The sequence below is a fragment of the Pseudomonas sp. GD03842 genome, from assembly GCF_029841165.1.
GTDB lineage: Bacteria > Pseudomonadota > Gammaproteobacteria > Pseudomonadales > Pseudomonadaceae > Aquipseudomonas.
In genome coordinates, this window is record NZ_JAOCEA010000004.1 from 1 (window position 1) to 18,008 (window position 18,008).

The 18,008-nt window shown below is 59.8% G+C and carries 16 protein-coding genes and 1 tRNA gene; 3 read left to right on the forward strand and 14 right to left on the reverse strand.

Annotated elements, in window-relative coordinates; translation table 11 throughout:
• Positions 1–130 precede the first annotated feature (130 nt).
• From mksF to mksB, 3 genes are read right to left on the reverse strand one after another with little or no spacing between them, the layout of a single operon-like run.
• On the reverse strand, positions 131–2,965 hold the full coding sequence (gene mksF, locus N5D61_RS07090) for an Mks condensin complex protein MksF (protein WP_279891643.1): 2,835 nt from the start codon (positions 2,963–2,965) through the stop codon (positions 131–133).
• The gene (mksE, locus tag N5D61_RS07095) at positions 2,962–3,669 is read right to left on the reverse strand and encodes an Mks condensin complex protein MksE (RefSeq protein ID WP_108239040.1); all 708 of its coding nucleotides are present in this window, start codon (positions 3,667–3,669) and stop codon (positions 2,962–2,964) included. The genes mksF and mksE overlap by 4 nt, the downstream gene beginning before the upstream one ends.
• Entirely contained in the window at positions 3,659–4,936 is a 1,278-nt protein-coding gene (gene mksB / locus N5D61_RS07100) for an Mks condensin complex protein MksB (RefSeq protein ID WP_279891647.1), read from the reverse strand. Before mksB ends, mksE begins: the two co-directional genes overlap by 11 nt.
• A gap of 144 nt (positions 4,937–5,080) precedes the next feature.
• Between mksB and N5D61_RS07105 the strand changes: the two genes are divergently transcribed.
• Together N5D61_RS07105 and rimI are read left to right on the forward strand one after the other, a co-directional pair.
• Positions 5,081–5,890 carry an energy transducer TonB gene (locus N5D61_RS07105; protein WP_279891649.1) on the forward strand — a complete coding sequence of 270 codons (810 nt, stop codon included), beginning with the start codon at positions 5,081–5,083 and terminating at the stop codon, positions 5,888–5,890.
• Entirely contained in the window at positions 5,883–6,335 is a 453-nt protein-coding gene (gene rimI, locus N5D61_RS07110) for a ribosomal protein S18-alanine N-acetyltransferase (protein WP_279891652.1), read from the forward strand. The genes N5D61_RS07105 and rimI overlap by 8 nt, the downstream gene beginning before the upstream one ends.
• Positions 6,336–6,507: 172 nt before the next feature.
• Here rimI and N5D61_RS07115 read toward each other — a convergent pair whose 3' ends face one another.
• The 7 genes from N5D61_RS07115 to aztA all read right to left on the reverse strand — a co-directional run bounded on the left by N5D61_RS07115 (position 6,508) and on the right by aztA (position 13,636).
• Complete coding sequence (locus tag N5D61_RS07115; protein ID WP_108239043.1) at positions 6,508–6,921, reverse strand: serine kinase/phosphatase; 414 nt, start codon at positions 6,919–6,921, stop codon at positions 6,508–6,510.
• Positions 6,922–7,145: 224 nt separating this feature from the next.
• On the reverse strand, positions 7,146–8,309 hold the full coding sequence (locus N5D61_RS07120) for a hypothetical protein (protein ID WP_279891655.1): 1,164 nt from the start codon (positions 8,307–8,309) through the stop codon (positions 7,146–7,148).
• Positions 8,310–8,450: 141 nt separating this feature from the next.
• Positions 8,451–10,079 (reverse strand): methyl-accepting chemotaxis protein, encoded by a 1,629-nt coding sequence (locus N5D61_RS07125; RefSeq protein ID WP_279892077.1) that lies wholly within the window; start codon positions 10,077–10,079, stop codon positions 8,451–8,453.
• 236 nt (positions 10,080–10,315) lie between these two features.
• Positions 10,316–10,966 (reverse strand): HD domain-containing protein, encoded by a 651-nt coding sequence (locus tag N5D61_RS07130; RefSeq protein WP_279891657.1) that lies wholly within the window; start codon positions 10,964–10,966, stop codon positions 10,316–10,318.
• Between the two features lie 136 nt (positions 10,967–11,102).
• Positions 11,103–11,990, reverse strand: a complete 888-nt coding sequence (locus tag N5D61_RS07135) for a metal ABC transporter substrate-binding protein (protein WP_279891659.1) — start codon at positions 11,988–11,990, stop codon at positions 11,103–11,105.
• 27 nt (positions 11,991–12,017) lie between these two features.
• Positions 12,018–12,887: a metal ABC transporter permease gene (locus tag N5D61_RS07140; protein WP_279891661.1), complete on the reverse strand. Its 870-nt coding sequence runs from the start codon at positions 12,885–12,887 to the stop codon at positions 12,018–12,020.
• A complete protein-coding gene (aztA, locus tag N5D61_RS07145; RefSeq protein ID WP_279891663.1) occupies positions 12,884–13,636 on the reverse strand; it encodes a zinc ABC transporter ATP-binding protein AztA in 753 nt (250 codons plus the stop codon). The genes N5D61_RS07140 and aztA overlap by 4 nt, the downstream gene beginning before the upstream one ends.
• A 310-nt stretch (positions 13,637–13,946) precedes the next feature.
• Here aztA and N5D61_RS07150 point away from each other — a divergent pair, with 310 nt between their 5' ends.
• Positions 13,947–14,564, forward strand: a complete 618-nt coding sequence (locus N5D61_RS07150) for a flavin reductase family protein (RefSeq protein WP_279891665.1) — start codon at positions 13,947–13,949, stop codon at positions 14,562–14,564.
• Between the two features lie 134 nt (positions 14,565–14,698).
• Here the strand turns inward: N5D61_RS07150 and N5D61_RS07155 are convergent, their stop codons facing one another.
• The 4 genes from N5D61_RS07155 to N5D61_RS07170 form a co-directional block, all read right to left on the reverse strand.
• The gene (locus N5D61_RS07155) at positions 14,699–16,279 is read right to left on the reverse strand and encodes an aldehyde dehydrogenase (NADP(+)) (protein WP_279891668.1); all 1,581 of its coding nucleotides are present in this window, start codon (positions 16,277–16,279) and stop codon (positions 14,699–14,701) included.
• A 277-nt stretch (positions 16,280–16,556) separates the two neighbouring features.
• Positions 16,557–17,261, reverse strand: coding sequence for a hypothetical protein (locus tag N5D61_RS07160; protein ID WP_108239051.1), 705 nt, complete (start codon positions 17,259–17,261; stop codon positions 16,557–16,559).
• Between the two features lie 69 nt (positions 17,262–17,330).
• On the reverse strand, positions 17,331–17,675 hold the full coding sequence (locus N5D61_RS07165; RefSeq protein ID WP_279891670.1) for a bacteriocin: 345 nt from the start codon (positions 17,673–17,675) through the stop codon (positions 17,331–17,333).
• Positions 17,676–17,808: 133 nt separating this feature from the next.
• Positions 17,809–17,885: transfer RNA gene (locus tag N5D61_RS07170), tRNA-Met, on the reverse strand.
• Between the last annotated feature and the right edge of the window lie 123 nt (positions 17,886–18,008).

An 18,008-nucleotide genomic window follows, 5' to 3' on the forward strand; every position in this document is an offset into this window, starting at 1 on the left:
GGGCTATAATCGGCCGCATGTCTTAGTTGGCGGTGCTGCTAAGCGTCACCTCGACTGATCGGGCATCGTTCGTAATGCCCATAAAAAAGCCCCACATTGCTGTGGGGCTTTCTAACGCGACTCAACGTCCTTATTCGGCAGAGGCTTCCGCCACTTCCGCAGTCTTCACTGTACTCATCTCTTCCCGGCGGCGGATGTATTTCCAGTCAGCTTCATCGATGTAAATACCGGCTGGGCCAGTGCCGCCTTCTAGGTCGATGGCCACATGCGCCGATACCTGAGGCTTGACGCTCGCCAAGATCGGTACGAAGCCAAGCTGAAGGCTGGTTTCCAGAAGGGCCGACTGGTTTCTTTCGTCGATGTCTGCTGCTTCGTCGAGGTAGTACGGTAAGCGGACGCGACCGGCGAGGTCGCGATCCATCAAGTGCAGCAACAGGTACATATTGGTCAGCGCTTTGATGGTCATGGTCGTGCCATTGGATGCTGCGCCATCGATGTCGGTGTGGATAACCGGCTGACTATTGACCTTGGTGATCTCGAACGCCAATTCGAACAGGTCTTTAAGGCCCAACTGGTTGTGGTTCGCGGCCACAAGACGCGCCAGATATTCTTTGGCCTCTTCGTTCTTGTTGTCTTGCTCGGCGCTTTGGCTCAAATCAAACACCGACAGCGTTTCGCCTTCTTCGTACTGACCGGCGCTGTGGATGATCTGATCGATGTGTTTGAGCGCTTCCTTGTTTGGCGCAAGTACGATGCGAAAGCTTTCCAGGTTGGAGACCTGACGGCGGTTGATTTCGCGGTTGAAGAGCGCTAACTGATGCTCGAGGCTGTCGTAATCGCTACGGATGTTGCGCAGCGTCCGCGCAATGTCGGTGACGGCAGCGCGACGGGCCTTGCCGAGGGTCAGCGCTTCGTCGGTCCGGTGCGCATAAGCGTTGATCAGCAACTTCAGGCGACGTTCCATGTCGTCTTCGCTGTCGAACTTCGCCACACCCTTGAGGCGTACTTGCGCATAAAGTGCTTCGATCTGGCCATCGCAGCGTTGCAGGCCCTGCCAGCTGTCCTGATAGTCATTGAGCAACGGCAGCAGGTTATCCAGTGAGTCGTCGACAGGCTCCATGAACGGCGTGCCGAATGGCAGATCCGCAGGCAGTAGCTGACGACGACGCAAAGCGTCATCCAGCGTGCGTTGTTTGGCTTCCAGATCGCCAATCTGCCGCCCTACCAATTGCAGCTTGGCCGACAGTTGCTGTACGCGCTCGGTAAAGGCATCGCTGGAGCGCTTGAGCTCGTCCTGGGCGGCTTCCATCTGCGCCAGTTGTTCGAGCTTCTCGCCTTCTTCTGCGCTCAGCGTTTGAGTGCGCCGGAAGTCTTCCAGCGCTTTCTGCGCATCCAGCACTTGTTGATAAAGCGCTTCGGTTTGGCTCTTGCTCGCAGCCCTGTCAGAGGCCACGGCCTGTTGGGTCTTCAGTTGCCTCAGTTCTTTTTCCAGACGTTCCTTCTGGTCACGCAATGCGGCCCGGTCAGCCAGCGCCTGCAATGCGGGAGGGTCGATATGCGAAAGGTTGATCGACAGGCCCGGCACTTCGAAACGTTCACCTTTGAAGGCATCGAGGACAGCTTCCAACGATTTGACCCACGCGTCGTTGTCATCCAGCGCAATGCCTTGTTCACCCAAGGGCAAGCTGAACAGCGCACCGTTGAACAGGCGCATCAAGCGCTCCACGTCCGGTTGCGAAAACTCTTCGCGCAGTCGGGCATAACTGTTGTTGTCTGCATGATCGAGCTGTTGCTTGACCGATTTGAGGCGCTTTTCCAGATCGCGTACACGTTCATCCAGATCTTCGGCGCTGAACTGACGGGATTGAGCCAGTGCACCGGCGAGTTCGTCGTGTGCGTCTTTGGCGGCCAGCAACTGTTGTTCGAGGATCTTAACGTCATCGATCAGCGCGAAGCGGTTCTTGAGGACGGCCAATTCGCCAATCCAACGCTGAACGTTACTGATCTCACGCTCCAGGCGCATGAGCTCCTGAGTACTGCCGCGCTGGTCGTTCTGCAAGGCATCCTGCTCGCCACGGTAGTGCTCGGCCTGAATGACCAATTCTTCCTTGCGAGCATTTGAGTAGTCCTGCCAGGTGCCCAGCAGGGAGTCGAGCAGCGGCGAGAGGCGGTGCAATTTGCCGCGAAGAATGTCCCGCTGTTGCACCCCGTTGGCCAAGGCTTCAACCAATGGGCCAGCCAATACCAGCGCGTTGTAATCCTGTTCCATGCGCCTTACGTCGCGGAAGGCTTCTTCACAGGCGGCGATGTAATCGACACTGCCGGATCTGAGGCTGTGTTCGAAGGCGTCGAGAAACAGTTGCTTGAGCTTGGCCGCGGTGATTTCGCGCATGTGCAGCAGGTTGATGAACAGTGCACGGAAGGTCTTGAGGCTTTGTTCGCTGGTGGAACGCAGCGGGATAAGCGTCAGGTCCAAAGGAATGGACGTATGCCCACCCACCAGCAGGCGACGCAGCTCGTCCGGCTTGAGTTCGTAGGCTTTCAGCCCCTGGCTTTCCAGATTGCTGAACAGTTCTTTCTGGCGCAGACAGGTGTCGTTCTTCTGATAGTGGGCCAGGTCCAGCTTGCCTGCGTAGGCAAAGAACTGGTGACCGAAGCCACCACCCGGGCCACGCCCGACGACCCCGATGACATGCGGGCCATGGGGAAGGGCGACTTCGACCAGGATATAACTGGTGTCCGAGGCGAAATAAAAGCGGCGCGACTGGTCAAGGCTGTATTTGCCGAAGGACATGTCCGACATGCGCGCCAGAATGGGGAATTGCAACGCGTTGATGGACGCGCTCTTGCCCAGGTTGTTCGCACCGTAAACCGACAGCGGGTGTTCGAGCGGAAACAGCCCGAGGCTGTAGCCGGCGGTGTTGAGCAGCGCGAAGCGGCGGATGCCGTAGCGTTCCTGAGTCATGCATCTAGCTCCTGTTCTTCGGCGATCGCGCGGGCCAGAGCCTGCTCTTCGGTCTCTTGCGTTTCGTCAAACTCGCTGAGGTCGAGCGGGTCGTCTGTCTGCAGCAGTTTTTCATCACTGTCATCGTCGATCAGGACCGGCGTCGGCAGTGGCAGATCGCTGTGTAGGCTTGCAGCCAGGTCACGGTCTTGCTGAACCGACAGACAGACATCGAGGAAACGGTGCATCGGCGGCAGGAAGCGGTAGATGCCCACCTCTTCAGACGCGAAGCCGAGTTGGGTCATGCGACGCATGATTTTCTCTTCCAGCTCTTCTTGGGTCTGCACTTCCGCTTGCAAGAACAGATCGCGGTATTTCTCCAGCAGCGATGGCAGTTCGTCACGGCCCAGACTGCCGCCATCGAGTACGGCGACCGGATCACGGCCCTGATCGGCCAAGTGTTCGACGAGAATGAAGGTAAACAGCGCCAGGCGTTGCGCGGTTTTGTTGACCTGTGCAGCCGCCAGTTCCGGGACGAAGTAATAGAAGCCGCGAGTATCGCAGATGAGTTCAAAGCCCAACGCCTTGAACAGCGCACGGTACTGATCCTGCGAGTTGGAAAGCTGAGCGTAGAGCTCGGGGTCTCGGCGGCTGATGTGGTAGCCCTTGAACAACTCGCGAAAGATCGGTGCGAGTTGGGACATTTCGGATAGATCAAGATGCATGGGCGATGCCCTCTGAATTCTCTTGGGTGGCGTCTTTGCTTGAGAGCAGGGCGAAGGAGCGCAGGCTGACGCGGTGCTCCTGAGTGAGGTACTCGCGGCGTTCGAGGCGCTCGCGTTTGAAACGTTTTTCACGAGACAGTCGCGAAAACCAGTACAACAGTTCATCGGTTGCACCGGTCGGCTCTTGCTCCAGCAACCAGACCATCAGGTCTGGCATCGGCAGTGCTTCCTCACAGCGCTCGACCATTTCCTTGACCGTCCGCGGCGCCCGAGGCGGTTCACCCTTGCGGGTAACGCTGGCTTTGGGGAAGCGTGCGGGTTTCGGTTCGAAACGAGCCAACGCGTACACATAGGCCTCAACCTGGTTCGCGCTGCCGAGAAAGGTGCTCTGCGGACGGGTGAACAACGGCATGGCGGCTTGTGGCACTGCGTCGATGCCTTTGCGGCGGATGGCTGCCAGGGCCAGCGCGGCGCCGCGCGTGACGGCGTTATGGCGGCGTGCCTCTTCCCGCAACGGCAGCAACAATTCGCGCGCATGGCGCAGCGTCAGTTGGGCGCTGGTCTGCATTTCCAGGATTCGGGCATGGGTGCGCAGCAGCATGTCGTCGTCGACCAAGTGCCCGAGGCGCTGCTGGTCGGTGAGCATGCGCAGCAACACGTTCTCGACCTTGCGCACGCCTTGTTCGAAGGCGCCATCCGCGTTCACCAGTTGAATCATCGGCTCGACGTATTCGTCCCACGTCGCGAGCACTTCGGCGTAGCGTTGGCGCAGTGGAATCTGGCGGTCGCTGGTCTTGGCCCGTTCGGCCACCGAGACCAACGCCTGTTCGTCGTTGGCGAGTTTTTTCAGGACATCGCGCACGCGCATGTCGAGAAGGCGCAACTGGCGCGCAAGATCATTGGCATCGCGAGCTTCGAACGCTTCCTGGATGTAACCGGCAAGGCGCTCCAGGTGACGCAGGTAGGCTTCGATTTCCAGGCACAGCCCCAGACGGTGTTCGCGGCGCAAGTACGACAGGAAGTCATGGATCTGCGCGTTGAGCTCGAACCGGTTCGGGCTTTTGGCCACGGGAACGAGAATGTCGAGACGAATCCACACGTCTAGCAGGTGGGTAATGTCTTGTGGCGTGCTTTCCAGTTGCTGGGCGGCCAGTTGCAGACGCAGTTCGCTCAGGCTCAGGGTGCCTTGGTCGAAGTGCTCGCACAGTGGCTCAAGAAGCGCCCAGTGCTCGGCGAGGGCGCGCAAGACGCGCTTAGGTTCGATCATCGGAGGGCCGCTGGTTGGCAAATAAAAGCGGCAATTGTACTGCATCGCAGCCTTTGGTTTTCACCCTCAGTCGATCAACTGCGGCGTGATTCGTCGAAGGTCTGTAGAATCTGCGTCCTGACTTTATCCACAGGTGGCTGTCCCTTGCTCAACGAGCCTCGCCGCCGCGCCTTTTTGTCCGCCATGCAGGTGGTCACCTGGCTGCCGCGTACCGAATTGCCTTTTGCTGCGCCGTCACGTGCGCAGCTGCTTGCGCCGTTGCCGGTATTCGACGAAGTCGAGGACGCGCCCCGGCCAGCCGCGCCTGCACCCGGGCACAGCGAGGCGCCTGTGGCCGGCACTGTGCCCGTCGCTCGGTCCGGCGACCGGCCAAAAATCGAGGTGCCCCGTCCGTCCGTGCCAGCGAAGGCGTCTGCCACCCCTGCGGCCCAGGACGACGCTGCGCCTGTGGTTAATAAGGCACCGGTCGTGCCTCCTCCTCGTTTTGCCCTGCAACTGCTGCGGGCCGGCAGTTGCTTGCTGCTGGTCGAACTCGTCACGGGCGAGCCGTTTCAGAGCCGCGACCCTTCCTATCTGTTGCTGAAGGACATGTTGCGAGCGGCTGGGCTGCCGGACAGCCCGCAAATCGTCGGCGAGCCCGTGAGCTGGCCGTTGCTGATGCGCGGGCAAATGGACCAGGGGCCGGACGCTGCGAGGGATTTCGTTCAAGGGTTTCTCTACGCCCGCGTCGAGGAAGCGCCTTGCGCTTGCCTGTGGTTGGTCGGACTTCCGGCGATCCGTTTCGCCGGCGAGTCGGATGCCGAATCCTACAATCAAGATTTCCAGATCGATGGTCTGGGGCTGGCCTGGGCGCTGCCGGGTCTGGAGCTGTTGATGGACGAGCCTCAGCGCAAGGCCGACGTATGGCGTGCCATGCGCAAATTGATGGGGCGTTGGAAGAGCGTAAATGAGTGATGCCGTAACGTTTCGCCGCATGACCGAGGCCGACCTGGATGCGGTATTGAAAATTGAATATGCAGCGTTCAGTCATCCTTGGACGCGGGGCATTTTTCTGGATGGGCTCAAATCCTATGAGATCTGGCTGATATTCGAAGGCAATCAGCAGGTCGGGCATGGGGTGATCAATGTGATCATCGACGAGGCGCATCTGCTCAACATCACCGTCAAACCAGAAAGCCAGGGCCGTGGCCTCGGATGGCTGCTGCTCGACAAACTGATGAAGCGCGCCTTTGAACTCAACGGGCGTGAGTGCTTTCTCGAACTGCGCGCCAGCAACCAGTCGGCGTATCGGCTTTACGAGCGGTATGGTTTCAACGAAGTGGGGCGGCGACGTGATTACTATCCGGCTACTGGCGGCCGGGAAGATGCGTTGGTTATGGCCTGTACGTTGACGGATTGATTTCGTCGCGCCGCGTGCGGCCGAGCCGTACGCACCAAAAAGTGGTGCGCCCTGAGCGTCTCCCCCGCCACTGTCCCATGCTCGAGCGGTCAAATGACTCAGCCTCTTCGCTCTCATGCCGCGGGCTTGCAACATGAGAGCGTGCGGCTTTGGACGTGCCGGCAAGCCGAACTCAGATTTCAGGCTTGCCATCCAGCGGGTCGAAGATCGCCATCTCTTCTTCATCCAGCCCGCTACCTGCGCCGATTTCATCCTCATCCACAACGCTCAGGTCGAAGTCGGCCGGTCCACCTTCGCCTTCTTCGCGAGCCGATCGGGCGCCGTCTTCGCCGATCAGCGTTTCAGGGCTCATGTCATCGTCTGTCGGATTGTGGTCGTCTGTCGATGCACCCGTCAGGCCAGCTTCACGGGCGCGTTCGTCAGGAATGTAGGTCTGCAGTTCGTCTTCGGGAATAGTGTCCCCAATGCGTCCGCTGGGTTCGTTGTTGTCGTTGAAATTCAGCTCTTCCATCGACCCCATGCGGTCTTCGTTGTCATCGATGGGTTCAGGTTGAGTGGCGCCGAAAGGGCGGCGTGAGTCGTTCATGGCAGATCCTCATTACGGTCGGTCTTTTGGGTGGACCGGCACTGGCGATGAAGATTCCGCGCCGGTTCCTCACCGGTAGTGGGCTATGGGCCATCTTAGCGGGGAGGATGTCGGATTCGTCGCGGTGGGCTCAAACCGATGCTTCTTAACCAGCGGCTGTGCTAGCCTGCGGCGGCAATTTCACATCCGCCACCGCAGGCCAGCCCAGGTTTTACGGAGGAGGGTCAGGCTTGCTTCTTCATTTCGGGCAACGGCTTGCGCAGTTGATCGAGCTGGCGCCCCACCGAGCCGGTCCGGCATTTCGCTGCGGCCTGATCAGGCGTCATGTTGCGTATCGAGGTGTAGAACAATTTGCAGGTGTCGACCTTTTGGGTGACCTGCCATTTCGTCGTGCATTGCTTGAGCAGCGCAGCGGCGTCTGACGATGGGTTCTGGCCCATTCCCGCCTGCCAGCACGCGGCGCTCAAATCCTGGCCCATGACTTTCAAGCCGGCGTCATCGGCTTTGGTTTCATCGCCGCCATAGTTGCTCTTGTCAGCCGCGTACCAGATGTAACTCGGATGATTGGACCCGATCACGGAGACGTTCTGTCCCGTTGCGGGGGTAATGGTGGCCAGGCCCAGCACCGGCACTTCCGCCTTGTACTGCTCCTTGAGCCAACTGCGCACCGGGGCACCAAAGGCGACCATGGGCAGCGAGGTTCCTTTTGCACTCAAGCTGACCTCTTTGACCATCGTGGTCTGGTAGTCGGTGAAGTAGCCGTAGACGCCTTCCAGGTCTTTACCCGCATTGGCAGGGGCGGCGATGGGGGCGATGTCGATGATGGTCTGATAGGCAGGCGTCTGGTCGGCGGGAATGCCGTTGTCGGTCAGCAGCGCTGCCCAGCGATCAGTAGTGGCCGAGCGCAGGTAGTCCTGCGCCTGCGTCAGGGAGTAATCCGGTGGGAAATGCAGCAGTTCGACACTTTTACGGTTTTCCAACGCCATCCCCAGCGGCAGGAAGAGGTACCAGTTATAGGCAAACTTGCCGGCGGCATTGAGTTTCTGAGCGCCGTCGTAGGCCTTCTCACCGGCGTCCAGCAGTTGGGTGAGCGGTTTGTCATAACCGTCTGGCACGCCGCTGATGGTCGCATGGAGCTGATCGTTGTCGTTCACAACGCTGACTTTTGCGCTCGTGAAGCCGTCGCGCTGAACGCTCTGCGTCAGGTAATGCTCGGCGGTCTGCTCCAACGTCCAGTTCTGGAAGCAGATGACATTGCAGTTGTTGGGATAAGCGAAAAGGCGGGTGACCCGCTCCTTGCTGCCCAGGTTGACGTTGACCTCTGCGTGGGCGCAGATGCTCAGCGTGAATGCAGCGAGGGTGGCGCTCAATGCGGCGGTTTTCTTCATGCTCATGTCCTTGTTGGCGTGGGCACCCGTCTGAGCGGGTGTGTACCAATAATGAAACACGCGGACATGACTGGAAATATGCCGAATCGAATTTACCGGCCTTTCAAATGCACGCTTCCCAATAAAGCAGGACATTCCGAGTTACAGCACGAACCGCTGCACCATGCTGTTCAGATCCGTTGCCAGCATCGCCAGTGCATGACTGGCGACGGTGGTCTGCTGGGCGCCGGAAGCGGATTGCGCCGACAGGTCGCGAATACTGCTCAGGTTGCGATCCACTTCGCTGGCGACTTGGGCTTGTTGTTCGGCGGCGCTGGCAATCAGCAGATTCCGATCGCTGATCGTGGAAGTCGAACTGATGATCACGGTCAGCGCCTGGCTGGTGGCAGCCGCCTGTTCGAGGGTCTGGCTAGCTTGGGCCGCGGTAATGCGCAAGGTTTCAGCGGTGTCTTGGGTGCTCTTCTGTACGTCGTGGATCAGTGTTTCGATTTCGGTGGTCGATGCGCTCGTGCGTTGTGCCAGCGAGCGGACCTCGTCGGCCACCACCGCAAATCCGCGACCGGCCTCCCCCGCCCGCGCGGCTTCGATGGCGGCGTTCAGCGCGAGGAGGTTGGTCTGATTGGCGATGGCGCGAATCACTTCCAGAATTTTACTGATGCTCAAGGTGCGCTCGGCGAGGCCATCGGCCTGGTGGGAGGAGTCAAGCACGTTGTCCGCCAGCTCCTTGATCGAGTCGATGGTGCCCGACAGGCGCGTGCGGCCTTGCGCGGCCGCCTCGTTCGACGCTTTCGATTCGGTAGAGGTGTTGCTGGCGTTGTCGGCCACTTCGACGGCGGCCTGGCTCATCTGGTTGACGGCAACTGCAGCTTGTTCGATTTCATCGTTTTGCATCTGCAAGTTCCGGGCGCTGGCCTCGGCGATCGCACCCATTTCCTGCACCGATTGGCCCAACTGCCCGGCCGCGGCGTAAATCTGATCGAGGGTGCCGTGCAAGTTTTCACGCATCTGGCCCAGCATCTTCAGCAATTGCGCTGTTTCATCCTTGCCTTCCTGTACCGGGTACGGGCTCAGATCACCTTGAGCGATGGTGCTGGCGATCTGCAGTGACTGGCGCAGTGGCCTGATAATGCTCAGGCTCAAGCGCCATGCCAGCAACAGCGTCAGGGCCAGCGCAACCGCGATGGCACTGACAGCGATGATGCGCGTCTGCTCGAACCGGCGGCCCGCCCCCTCCACCGCCGTGGCCGCGCCCTGCTTGTTCAATTCGCGGAGCAGTTGCACCTGCATGTCCATCAGGTCGCCCTGTACGCTCAGTGTCGTATTGAGCAGCATGCGCGCGTCATTGATTCTGCTCTGTTCGATCATGCCGATCTGGTCATGCAGTCCCGGCATGAATGCTTTGTAGGCGTCTTGCAGCGCCTTGATGGAATCACGTTCTGTGCTGTCGGTCGCGTGGGCAAGGTAATCGCTGAAGCCTTTTTCGACTTCATTCTTCAACTGCTCGGCGTTGATCTTGCTGGTGACCACCGCGCTCGGGTCATCTGCGTTGGCGATAAGGCGTGCGCTTTCTCCGCGCAGTTTGCTCAGATCAATCGCTATTGCGTCGGCCATGGCAATGCTCGGCAACGCACCGCTCTGAACGGCTTCGCCCTGATCCCTAATGCTCTGCATCTGAAATAGGCAGAACGCGCCCAGTGCCACCAGTAGCGATGCAGTGACCCCAAAGCACAGGATCAGACGCTGAGTAATCCGGAAGCGCCGCAAGAACATCGGCTTGGACGAAGTACGAAACAGCCCACGCAATAACCTTTTCAAAGCACCACTCTCAGCGACGAGGACATCGGAGACTTGGTTATAAAGCGGGTTCATGATGTCTTTATGACATCTCTATGTATGTTTCAGATTTGTGGTGGTTCAGCGGCCATTGCGCGATGAGTGGTCGCCCAGCCGTGTAAGGGTTATCCAGAACGCTATGACTGAGGGGAGCTTCACGCACAAAGGCCCCATCAAACGCCTGCTTCCTCCATGAATTCCTGCAGAAATCGCTGCGCTCGCTCGTGCCGAACCTTCGCCATCTGCCGTCCGGTCACCGTCTGAAAGCTGTCAGCCAAGGTGAAGAGCTTAGTGGTGAAATGATCGACGGCATATTGGGAGTCATCCAGCGCGCGGTGTTCGGCGTGGGGGTCGGTCGGCTCATAAAGGTGACTGCCCATGCGCCCGGAGACATAGAACAGGCGCGCGACTCCTATCATTCCGATTGCATCGAGGCGATCGGCGTCTTGCAGAATTTTCGCTTCCAGGCTTTCGGGAGGGATGTTCGCCGAATGGCTGTGGCAGACGATGGCGTGGGAGACCGCGTCGACGCGCTCTTCGTCCCAGCCCATTTCGGCCAAGACTTCCGATGCCTTGGCCGCTGCCAGACGAGAAGCGCTGGAGCGGAAGGGGGAGTTCTTTTCCACGGCCACGCTGTCGTGCAAAAGCGTTGCGGCCAGCAGGATTTCGGAGTCACCGCCTTCCTTGTCGCGGATTGCGCAGACATTTCTCCAGACACGGTAAAGATGTGACAGGTCATGGGAGCCGTCGGGCCGCTCTGCCACCGTGTGAGGGATCAGCTTGTCGGCAAGGTCTTGAAACGGCGAGAAGGAGAGGGCGCTCATCGGAAGTCCTTTCGATAGGGGCTGTCAGCCGCTACCAGCATAGAGGATTCATGTGACGGGCGGCCTGGAATACACCTCGCTCATCTGCTGGCAATTGCGATGCCAGCAGATGTTCAGCGCGCGGAACAGGCGGTGGTCACTGCCCCTTCATGGCGGCGGTCATTTTATCAACGTTGTAGCGAAACATTTTCACGTAAGTGGCTGCCGGGCCATTGGGCGGGGACAACGACTCCACATACAACTCGCCTCCGGGATGGGCCCCGCTGGCATTGGCGATCTGCTGCACCAAACGCGGGTCGCTGGAGTTTTCGAAGAAGTAAGCGCTGACGTGCTCTTGTTTGATCTGGTTGATCAGCTTGCCGACGTCAGCGGCCGACGCTTCGGTTTCGGTGGAAAAGCCCAGCGGCGACAGGAACGTCACGCCGTAGGCATCACCGAAGTAGCCAAACGCATCGTGAGACGTCAGCACCTTGCGCTGGGCGGCGGGAATGGCGTTGATCTGAGTGCGGGCATAGGCGTCCATGTCCTGCAACTGGACGATGTATTTGTCACCGTTTGCCTTGTAGTCCGCCGCATGCTGCGGGTCGGTCTTCTGCAGGGCTTTAACGATATTTCTGACGTAGACGATGCCGTTGACCGCGCTATTCCAGGCGTGCGGATCGGTGATCTTTTCACCGTCTTCTTCCATGCTGCGGGTCATGATGCCATTGGACAACACCACCGGTTCACCCTTGTAGCCTGATGCAGTGATCAGCCGATCGAGCCAACCCTCCAAGTTCAGCCCGCTGACAAACACCACGTCCGCTTTTTTCAGTGCCTGGGCGTCATTGGGGGTTGGCTCATAGACGTGTGGGTCGCCGTTAGGGCCGATGAGAGAGGTCACGTGCACATGATCCCCTCCGACGTTTTGCACCATATCGGCGATGACAGTGAACGATGCAACGGTTTCCAAGGGTTTTGCCTGGACGATAGTGGCCAGGCCCGACAACGCCAGCGCGGCGGTCAGGAGCGTCAAACGTTTCATGATGTTTTCCTTCAGGTAAGCGAACGATCAGCCGGAGAGGTGAACCCTTGGGAACAGACGGCGTAGGAAGCCGCTGCGTCCAAAGAACAGTGAAAACAGATAGAACGCGCTGGCGGTCAGGACGATAGCGGGGCCGGACGCAACGCTGGCGTGGTAGGACACGATCAAACCGATGAAACCTGAGAGGGTGGCGACCACAGTGGAAATCACGATCATCCCGGTCAGCGAGGTCGACCAGAACCGGGCGACCGTGGCGGGCAGCATCATCATCCCCACTGCCATGAGGGTCCCCAATGCTTGAAACCCGGCGACCAGGTTCAGCACCACCATCAACAGGAACAGCACGTGATACAGCGAACCCCGGCCACCGACGGCGCGCAGGAACCCTGGATCGAAACATTCGAGAATCAACGGACGGTAGATCACCGCCAGCAGAATCAGGGTGAACGAAGCGATGGCGCCGACCATGAATATGGCGTGGTCATCGATGGCCAGAATCGTCCCAAAGAGGACGTGCAGCAGGTCAACGTTAGAGCCATGCAGTGAGACGATCAGCACGCCAGCGGCGAGGGAGGTGAGGTAAAAGCTGGCGAAGCTCGCGTCTTCTTTCAGTGTGGTGAACCGACTGACCAAGCCGGAGAGCAGGGCCACGGCGAGTCCGGCGATCAGGCCGCCAACCCCCATCGCGGGGAGCGACAGGCCCGCGAAAAGAAAGCCCACTGCTGCGCCTGGCAACACCGCATGGCTCATGGCATCCCCCACCAGGCTCATGCGTCGCAACATCAGCAACACACCGACAGGGCCGGAACCGATCCCCAAGGCGAAACACGCTATCAGGGCGCGCCGCATGAAGCCGAACTCGACGAAGGGCTGAATCAGCAACGAGTAGAGCGTCACGAGGCGTCCTCCTTGTCGAGCTCACAGGGTTGCGCGTCAGGGCTCCAGTGCTCGGCCATGTTCTTGGCCCGACGCAGGTTCTCGGGGTGAAGAATGTCGACGGTATTGCCCCAAGCAATGGCTTCACGCGCCAGCAGCAGGGTGCTGGGAAAATGCTGGCGCACTTGTTCGATATCGTGCAGAACCGCAATCACAGTGCGCCCTTGACCATGCCAATCGCTGATCAACTTGAGCAGATCGCGTGTCGTGCGCGCGTCAATGGCCGTGAAAGGTTCGTCCAACAAGATCACCGAAGCATCCTGAAGCAGCAGCCGGGCAAACAGGACCCGCTGAAACTGGCCAGACGACAGCGAATTGATGCTGCGTTGCTCGAAGCCTTCAAGCCCTACTGCCAGCAAGGCGTCGCGGGCTTGTTCAGCCTGTCTGCGTGAGGCGCCACGGAACGCCCCGAGGCTGCGCCAAGCGCCCATCATCACCGTGTCGGCCACGCTCAGCGGAAAGCTGCGGTCGATTTCAGCCGCCTGGGGCAGGTAGCCGATGTGACGCGTGGCGAGGGGACCCCGATCCACTCGACCTAAGGCGGGTTTGAGCGTCCCTGCGATGGCTTTTATGAGGGTCGACTTGCCAGCACCGTTGGGGCCCACGATGGCGGTCAGGCTGCCCGCTGCGAAGCGTCCGCTCACATGGTGCACGGCGGGGCGACGCTCGTAGGTCACGGTCAGGTCGTGCAAGTCGATGGCGGCGCTCATGGGATGGCCACTGCCCATGCGATGCCGATCCACAGCACCGCGAGGACGGCCAGTGATATCAGGACTCGCTTGCCCGCGGACTGAGCGAGTGCGGACGCTGCGATGTTGATTGAGGGGTGTCGATCCTGTTTCACGAGAACTGAGGCCTGAAATGTTTTGTTATAGTATTACATCACTATTTTCAGGAACGAGGAAAGGGGTATTTATCGCCGGTTCAGGATCGCGACAGATTGAGTTCAAGGCGCCTGTATTTTCTCGAGTGGGCAAACCCTGTAGTTTCAGGCGACGTCTCCCTGTTCTGGAACCTTACATGTCCGCCATCTATCGCCGTCCGGTGCCGCTTGCCAAATGCTATCGGCTGCTCAATCACGGGCCCACCGTGCTGGTCAGCGCGGCCCATGGCCAGCAGCGCAATATCATGGCGGCGGCGTGGGCCATGCCGCTGGACTTTCAACCACCTAAAGTCACGGTGGTGCTCGACAAGTCTGTCTGGACGCGCCAACTGCTGGAGGCCTCCGGACATTTTGTGATCAACGTGCCAACGGTCAGCCAAGTGGACATCGTCGAAACGGTCGGTTCCACTTCAGGATTGGAAATTTTCCGGGCGGACGAGCAGGACAAGTTCAAGGCCTACGGCCTTGAAACCTTCTCTGGCGATGTGGTTGACGCGCCATTGCTGGAAGGCTGCGTCGCTTGGTTGGAATGCCGTTTGATACCTGAGCCGCATAACCAGAGTCAGTACGATCTGTTCATCGGCGAGGTTGTGGCCGCCTGGGCGGATGAGCGCGTGTTTTCCGATGGCCATTGGCATTTTGCCGACCATGATTCACTGCGCACGGTGCACCATGTGGCGGGCGGGCATTTTCTGGTGATTGGCGATGAAGCGGTCGGCAGCGTACTGCACCGAGTGGAACACCCGCTGGCCTGACGCAGCGGAACACTGAGTGTAAGCCCCTTCACGCCCGTGTGCGGCCTGTGCATCATTTATTCTTGCCAAACACCTCACCCGCTGCCCGACTTGGCGCCAGAGTCGAGTCAGTGAGTGGCTGAGGTTCGGGCTGGTCAATCCTTGACCAACTGGCCGTCTACCAAGCGCCAAGTGTGCAGCGGGTTGCTCCGCTGCAGGGCGGCAGGTAGCAATGAATCCGGCGCATTCTGGTAACAGACCGGACGCAGAAAACGGTCGATTGCGGTAGCGCCGACCGAGGTGCTGCGGCTGTCGGAAGTCGCTGGGAACGGCCCGCCGTGCACCATGGAGTAGCTCACCTCGACGCCGGTAGGGAAATCATTGAAAAGGATTCGACCGGCCTTGCGCTCCAGGATGGGCAGCAACTGCCGGGCGATCGCCTTGTCTCCGTCCTCGTAGTGCAGCGTTACGGTCAATTGGCCGTCAAAGCTGGCGGCAACACGTTGCAAGTCGTCTACGTCCTTGCAGACGATGAGCAGGGCACTGGGACCGAAGTTTTCGTCTTCCAGCGAAGGTGTGGCGAGGAACGTCGCCGAGTCGGTCCTGAAGAATGCGGCGCGTGCCTGATAGGGCCCTTCTGCTTCGCGCCCTTCGGCCACCAACGAGACACCTTGCGCCTTGTGAAGATTGTTCAAGCCGTTGCAGTAGGCGCCATAGATATTGGGCGTCAGCATCGTGCTGGACGTTTTGTCGGAAAGCGCCTTGCCTGCCGCGTGAACGAACAGCTCGAGATCATCGCTTTCCAGCGCCAGCAAAATGCCCGGGTTGGTGCAAAACTGACCGGCCCCCATCACCAGCGAATCGGCAAAACCGCTGGCGATGCTTTGGGCGCGGGCCGCCAGAGCGGCCGGCAGCAGAAAGCTGGGGTTGATGCTGCTCATCTCGGCGTACACCGGAATTGGAACAGGGCGGGCCTGGGCCGCCGCCACCAACGCCAGGCCGCCACGGCGTGAGCCCGTAAAACCGACCGCTTGAATTCGTGGGTGGCTGACCAACGCTTGGCCCACCGAAATATCTTTGTCGATCAACATCGAGAACACGCCTTCCGGCATACCTGTCGCGCGAGCGGCTTGCTGAATGACCCTTGCCACCAGTTCACTGGTGCCTAGGTGCGCGGGGTGGGCCTTGACGATGACCGGGCACCCTGCCGCAAGCGCCGACGCGGTGTCGCCACCTGCGACTGAAAACGCCAATGGGAAATTGCTGGCGCCGAATACCGCGACCGGGCCCAGTCCGATGCGTCGCTGGCGAAGGTCAGCGCGCGGAAGCGGCTGACGGTTTGGCAGGGCGGTGTCTACCACCGCGCCATGCCAGCGGCCATCACGAAGCAGCGTGGCAAACAGTTTCAGTTGGTTGGCAGTGCGCATCCGCTCGCCCTCAAGCCTGGGACGCGGCAGCCCGCTTTCCAGGTGAACACGGTCGATCAGCGTGTCGCCCAAGTCCAGCAACCCTTGGGCGATCGCTTCGAGAAACAGCGCTCTCTGCTCGTCGCTCAGATGCCGATAGCGGTCGAACGAAGCCTCGGCCAGTTCGCAGGCCTCATTGACGTCCTCCAGCGAATTAGCGCCGAATGCCGGCGTCAGCGGCTCTCCGGTTGCTGCGGCGATGGCCGAGACTTCGCCCGCCTGCCCGCGTAGCGAGCGCTGTCCGATGATCGATTCACCCAGGATTTGCATGTGTTCTGCACCTCGTGTTCGAGACGGGCTTGGGGCGGGTCGCGGCTTTGTGTTGCGCGGCGGTGGTCAGCGCTTGAGCGTAGATCATGGATCAACGTGCGTCAGCTCGATCGTTTGCTGAGAGCTGCGGCGAATGCTTTGAAATGGGAGGCGAGGCAGTGGCGTTAGGCGGAGCGGAGGACGAAGTCGTCGCAGCATGCCGAGCCGACGGGAGCGACGCTGAGTTCGCTACCGCCGGTGGTTGTGGCCGTGCTGTTGTGCAGCAGGTGACCCGAGGCTACTGTTGAACGGCGCTGAACCCTTCAAAGGCGATCTGCTGCTGGATCGCGGTCACGATGTTCTTGCGCGTAGCCGGTAGCTGGTTGCCGTCCTTGTCGACGAAGACATCGTGTTGCAGTTCAGCTTCGTCGCCCTCACCGACAAACGAAAAGCCGAGAAACTCGAAGGCTTCACGGTCGACATTGGCTTTCGCGCGCGGGGTGCGCAGAGGGAGGGTGACGCTGATGCCATCCTTGGCGATGACAAACACTTCGGCTTCCTTCTTCACCCGCGCGGCCTTGCTCTTGCTGCCGCCCGGCTGACTGACCGCCTGGTGCGTCTGGTTCAGCACTTTCAGCGCCAGGCCGTAAACCAACTCCTGAAAGTGTGGATCGTCCTTGTAACTGGACAGGATTCGGCTGATCGGAAAACGGGTGCTGAGGTCTTCCAGTGCGGCCATGTCCGCGGCTTCGGCGTCTTTCAATTGCTTGAGCTGACCCATCAACTCATAGGCCTGATCGTCGTCGAAACGGTCATGGGCCTGGCGGATGGCGGCGCGCAGCTCACGAATCTGGTCGCTTTCCCGGGTGCTCTGGAAGGCATCGAGCACCATTTCGCTGATGGTTTTCGCCTGTGGCACGTGTTGTGAGAGATTGATGGCGTCTTCGTACGCCTGCTTTGAGGACAGGGCAGGCGCTGCTACGTCGGTACGGAAATCAGACATTGAACATCCATTGCTTCATTTACGGGGTTTGAGCGCGAGGCGCCGAAGCGCTTCGCGGGGGAGGGTAAGTTATTTCCCGCCCAGTGCACCACCCGCTGCGCCGCCCAGCCCGGCACCGATGGTGCCCCCTGTGCTGCCGCCCAGCTTGTTGCCAATGACCGAGCCTGCCGCGCCACCCAGGCCGCCGCCAATGGCTGCACGAGTCTTGTGGCCTTTCTTGGCGGTCACGGCGCCGCCTGCTGCGCCCGCCAGGCCTGCGCCAACGGCCGCGCCGTTGCTGCCCCCCATCTGCTGGCCAACGACATTGCCCAGCGCACCGCCTAGACCACCGCCAAGCGCAGCGTTTGTACCGCCGCCCGCCATTGCGCCTTGAGAAATCAGAAGACCCAGAACCGCAGGAAGTATGAATCGCATGTACTCGACCTCGAAGTAAGACAGCGCCAAGGCGCGATGTCGTGGTTGGAGAGAATGCCAGGGGCGCTAGCCTGAATAAAGCGGATCGCCAGAAACAACAAAGCCCGCACGAGGCGGGCTTTGTTGAGGTACTTGGTGGCTACACAGGGACTTGAACCCCGGACCCCAGCATTATGAATGCTATGCTCTAACCAACTGAGCTATGTAGCCAAGTGGCGCGCATTATTCGCTTAGACGTGGGATGTGTCAACCCTCTCGTTAAAAATTTCTGCGTGCGATCAATTGGTTAGAGATCTGCTCTCTAGCTCCCCCTGGGTAGACGCGGTCATCAGC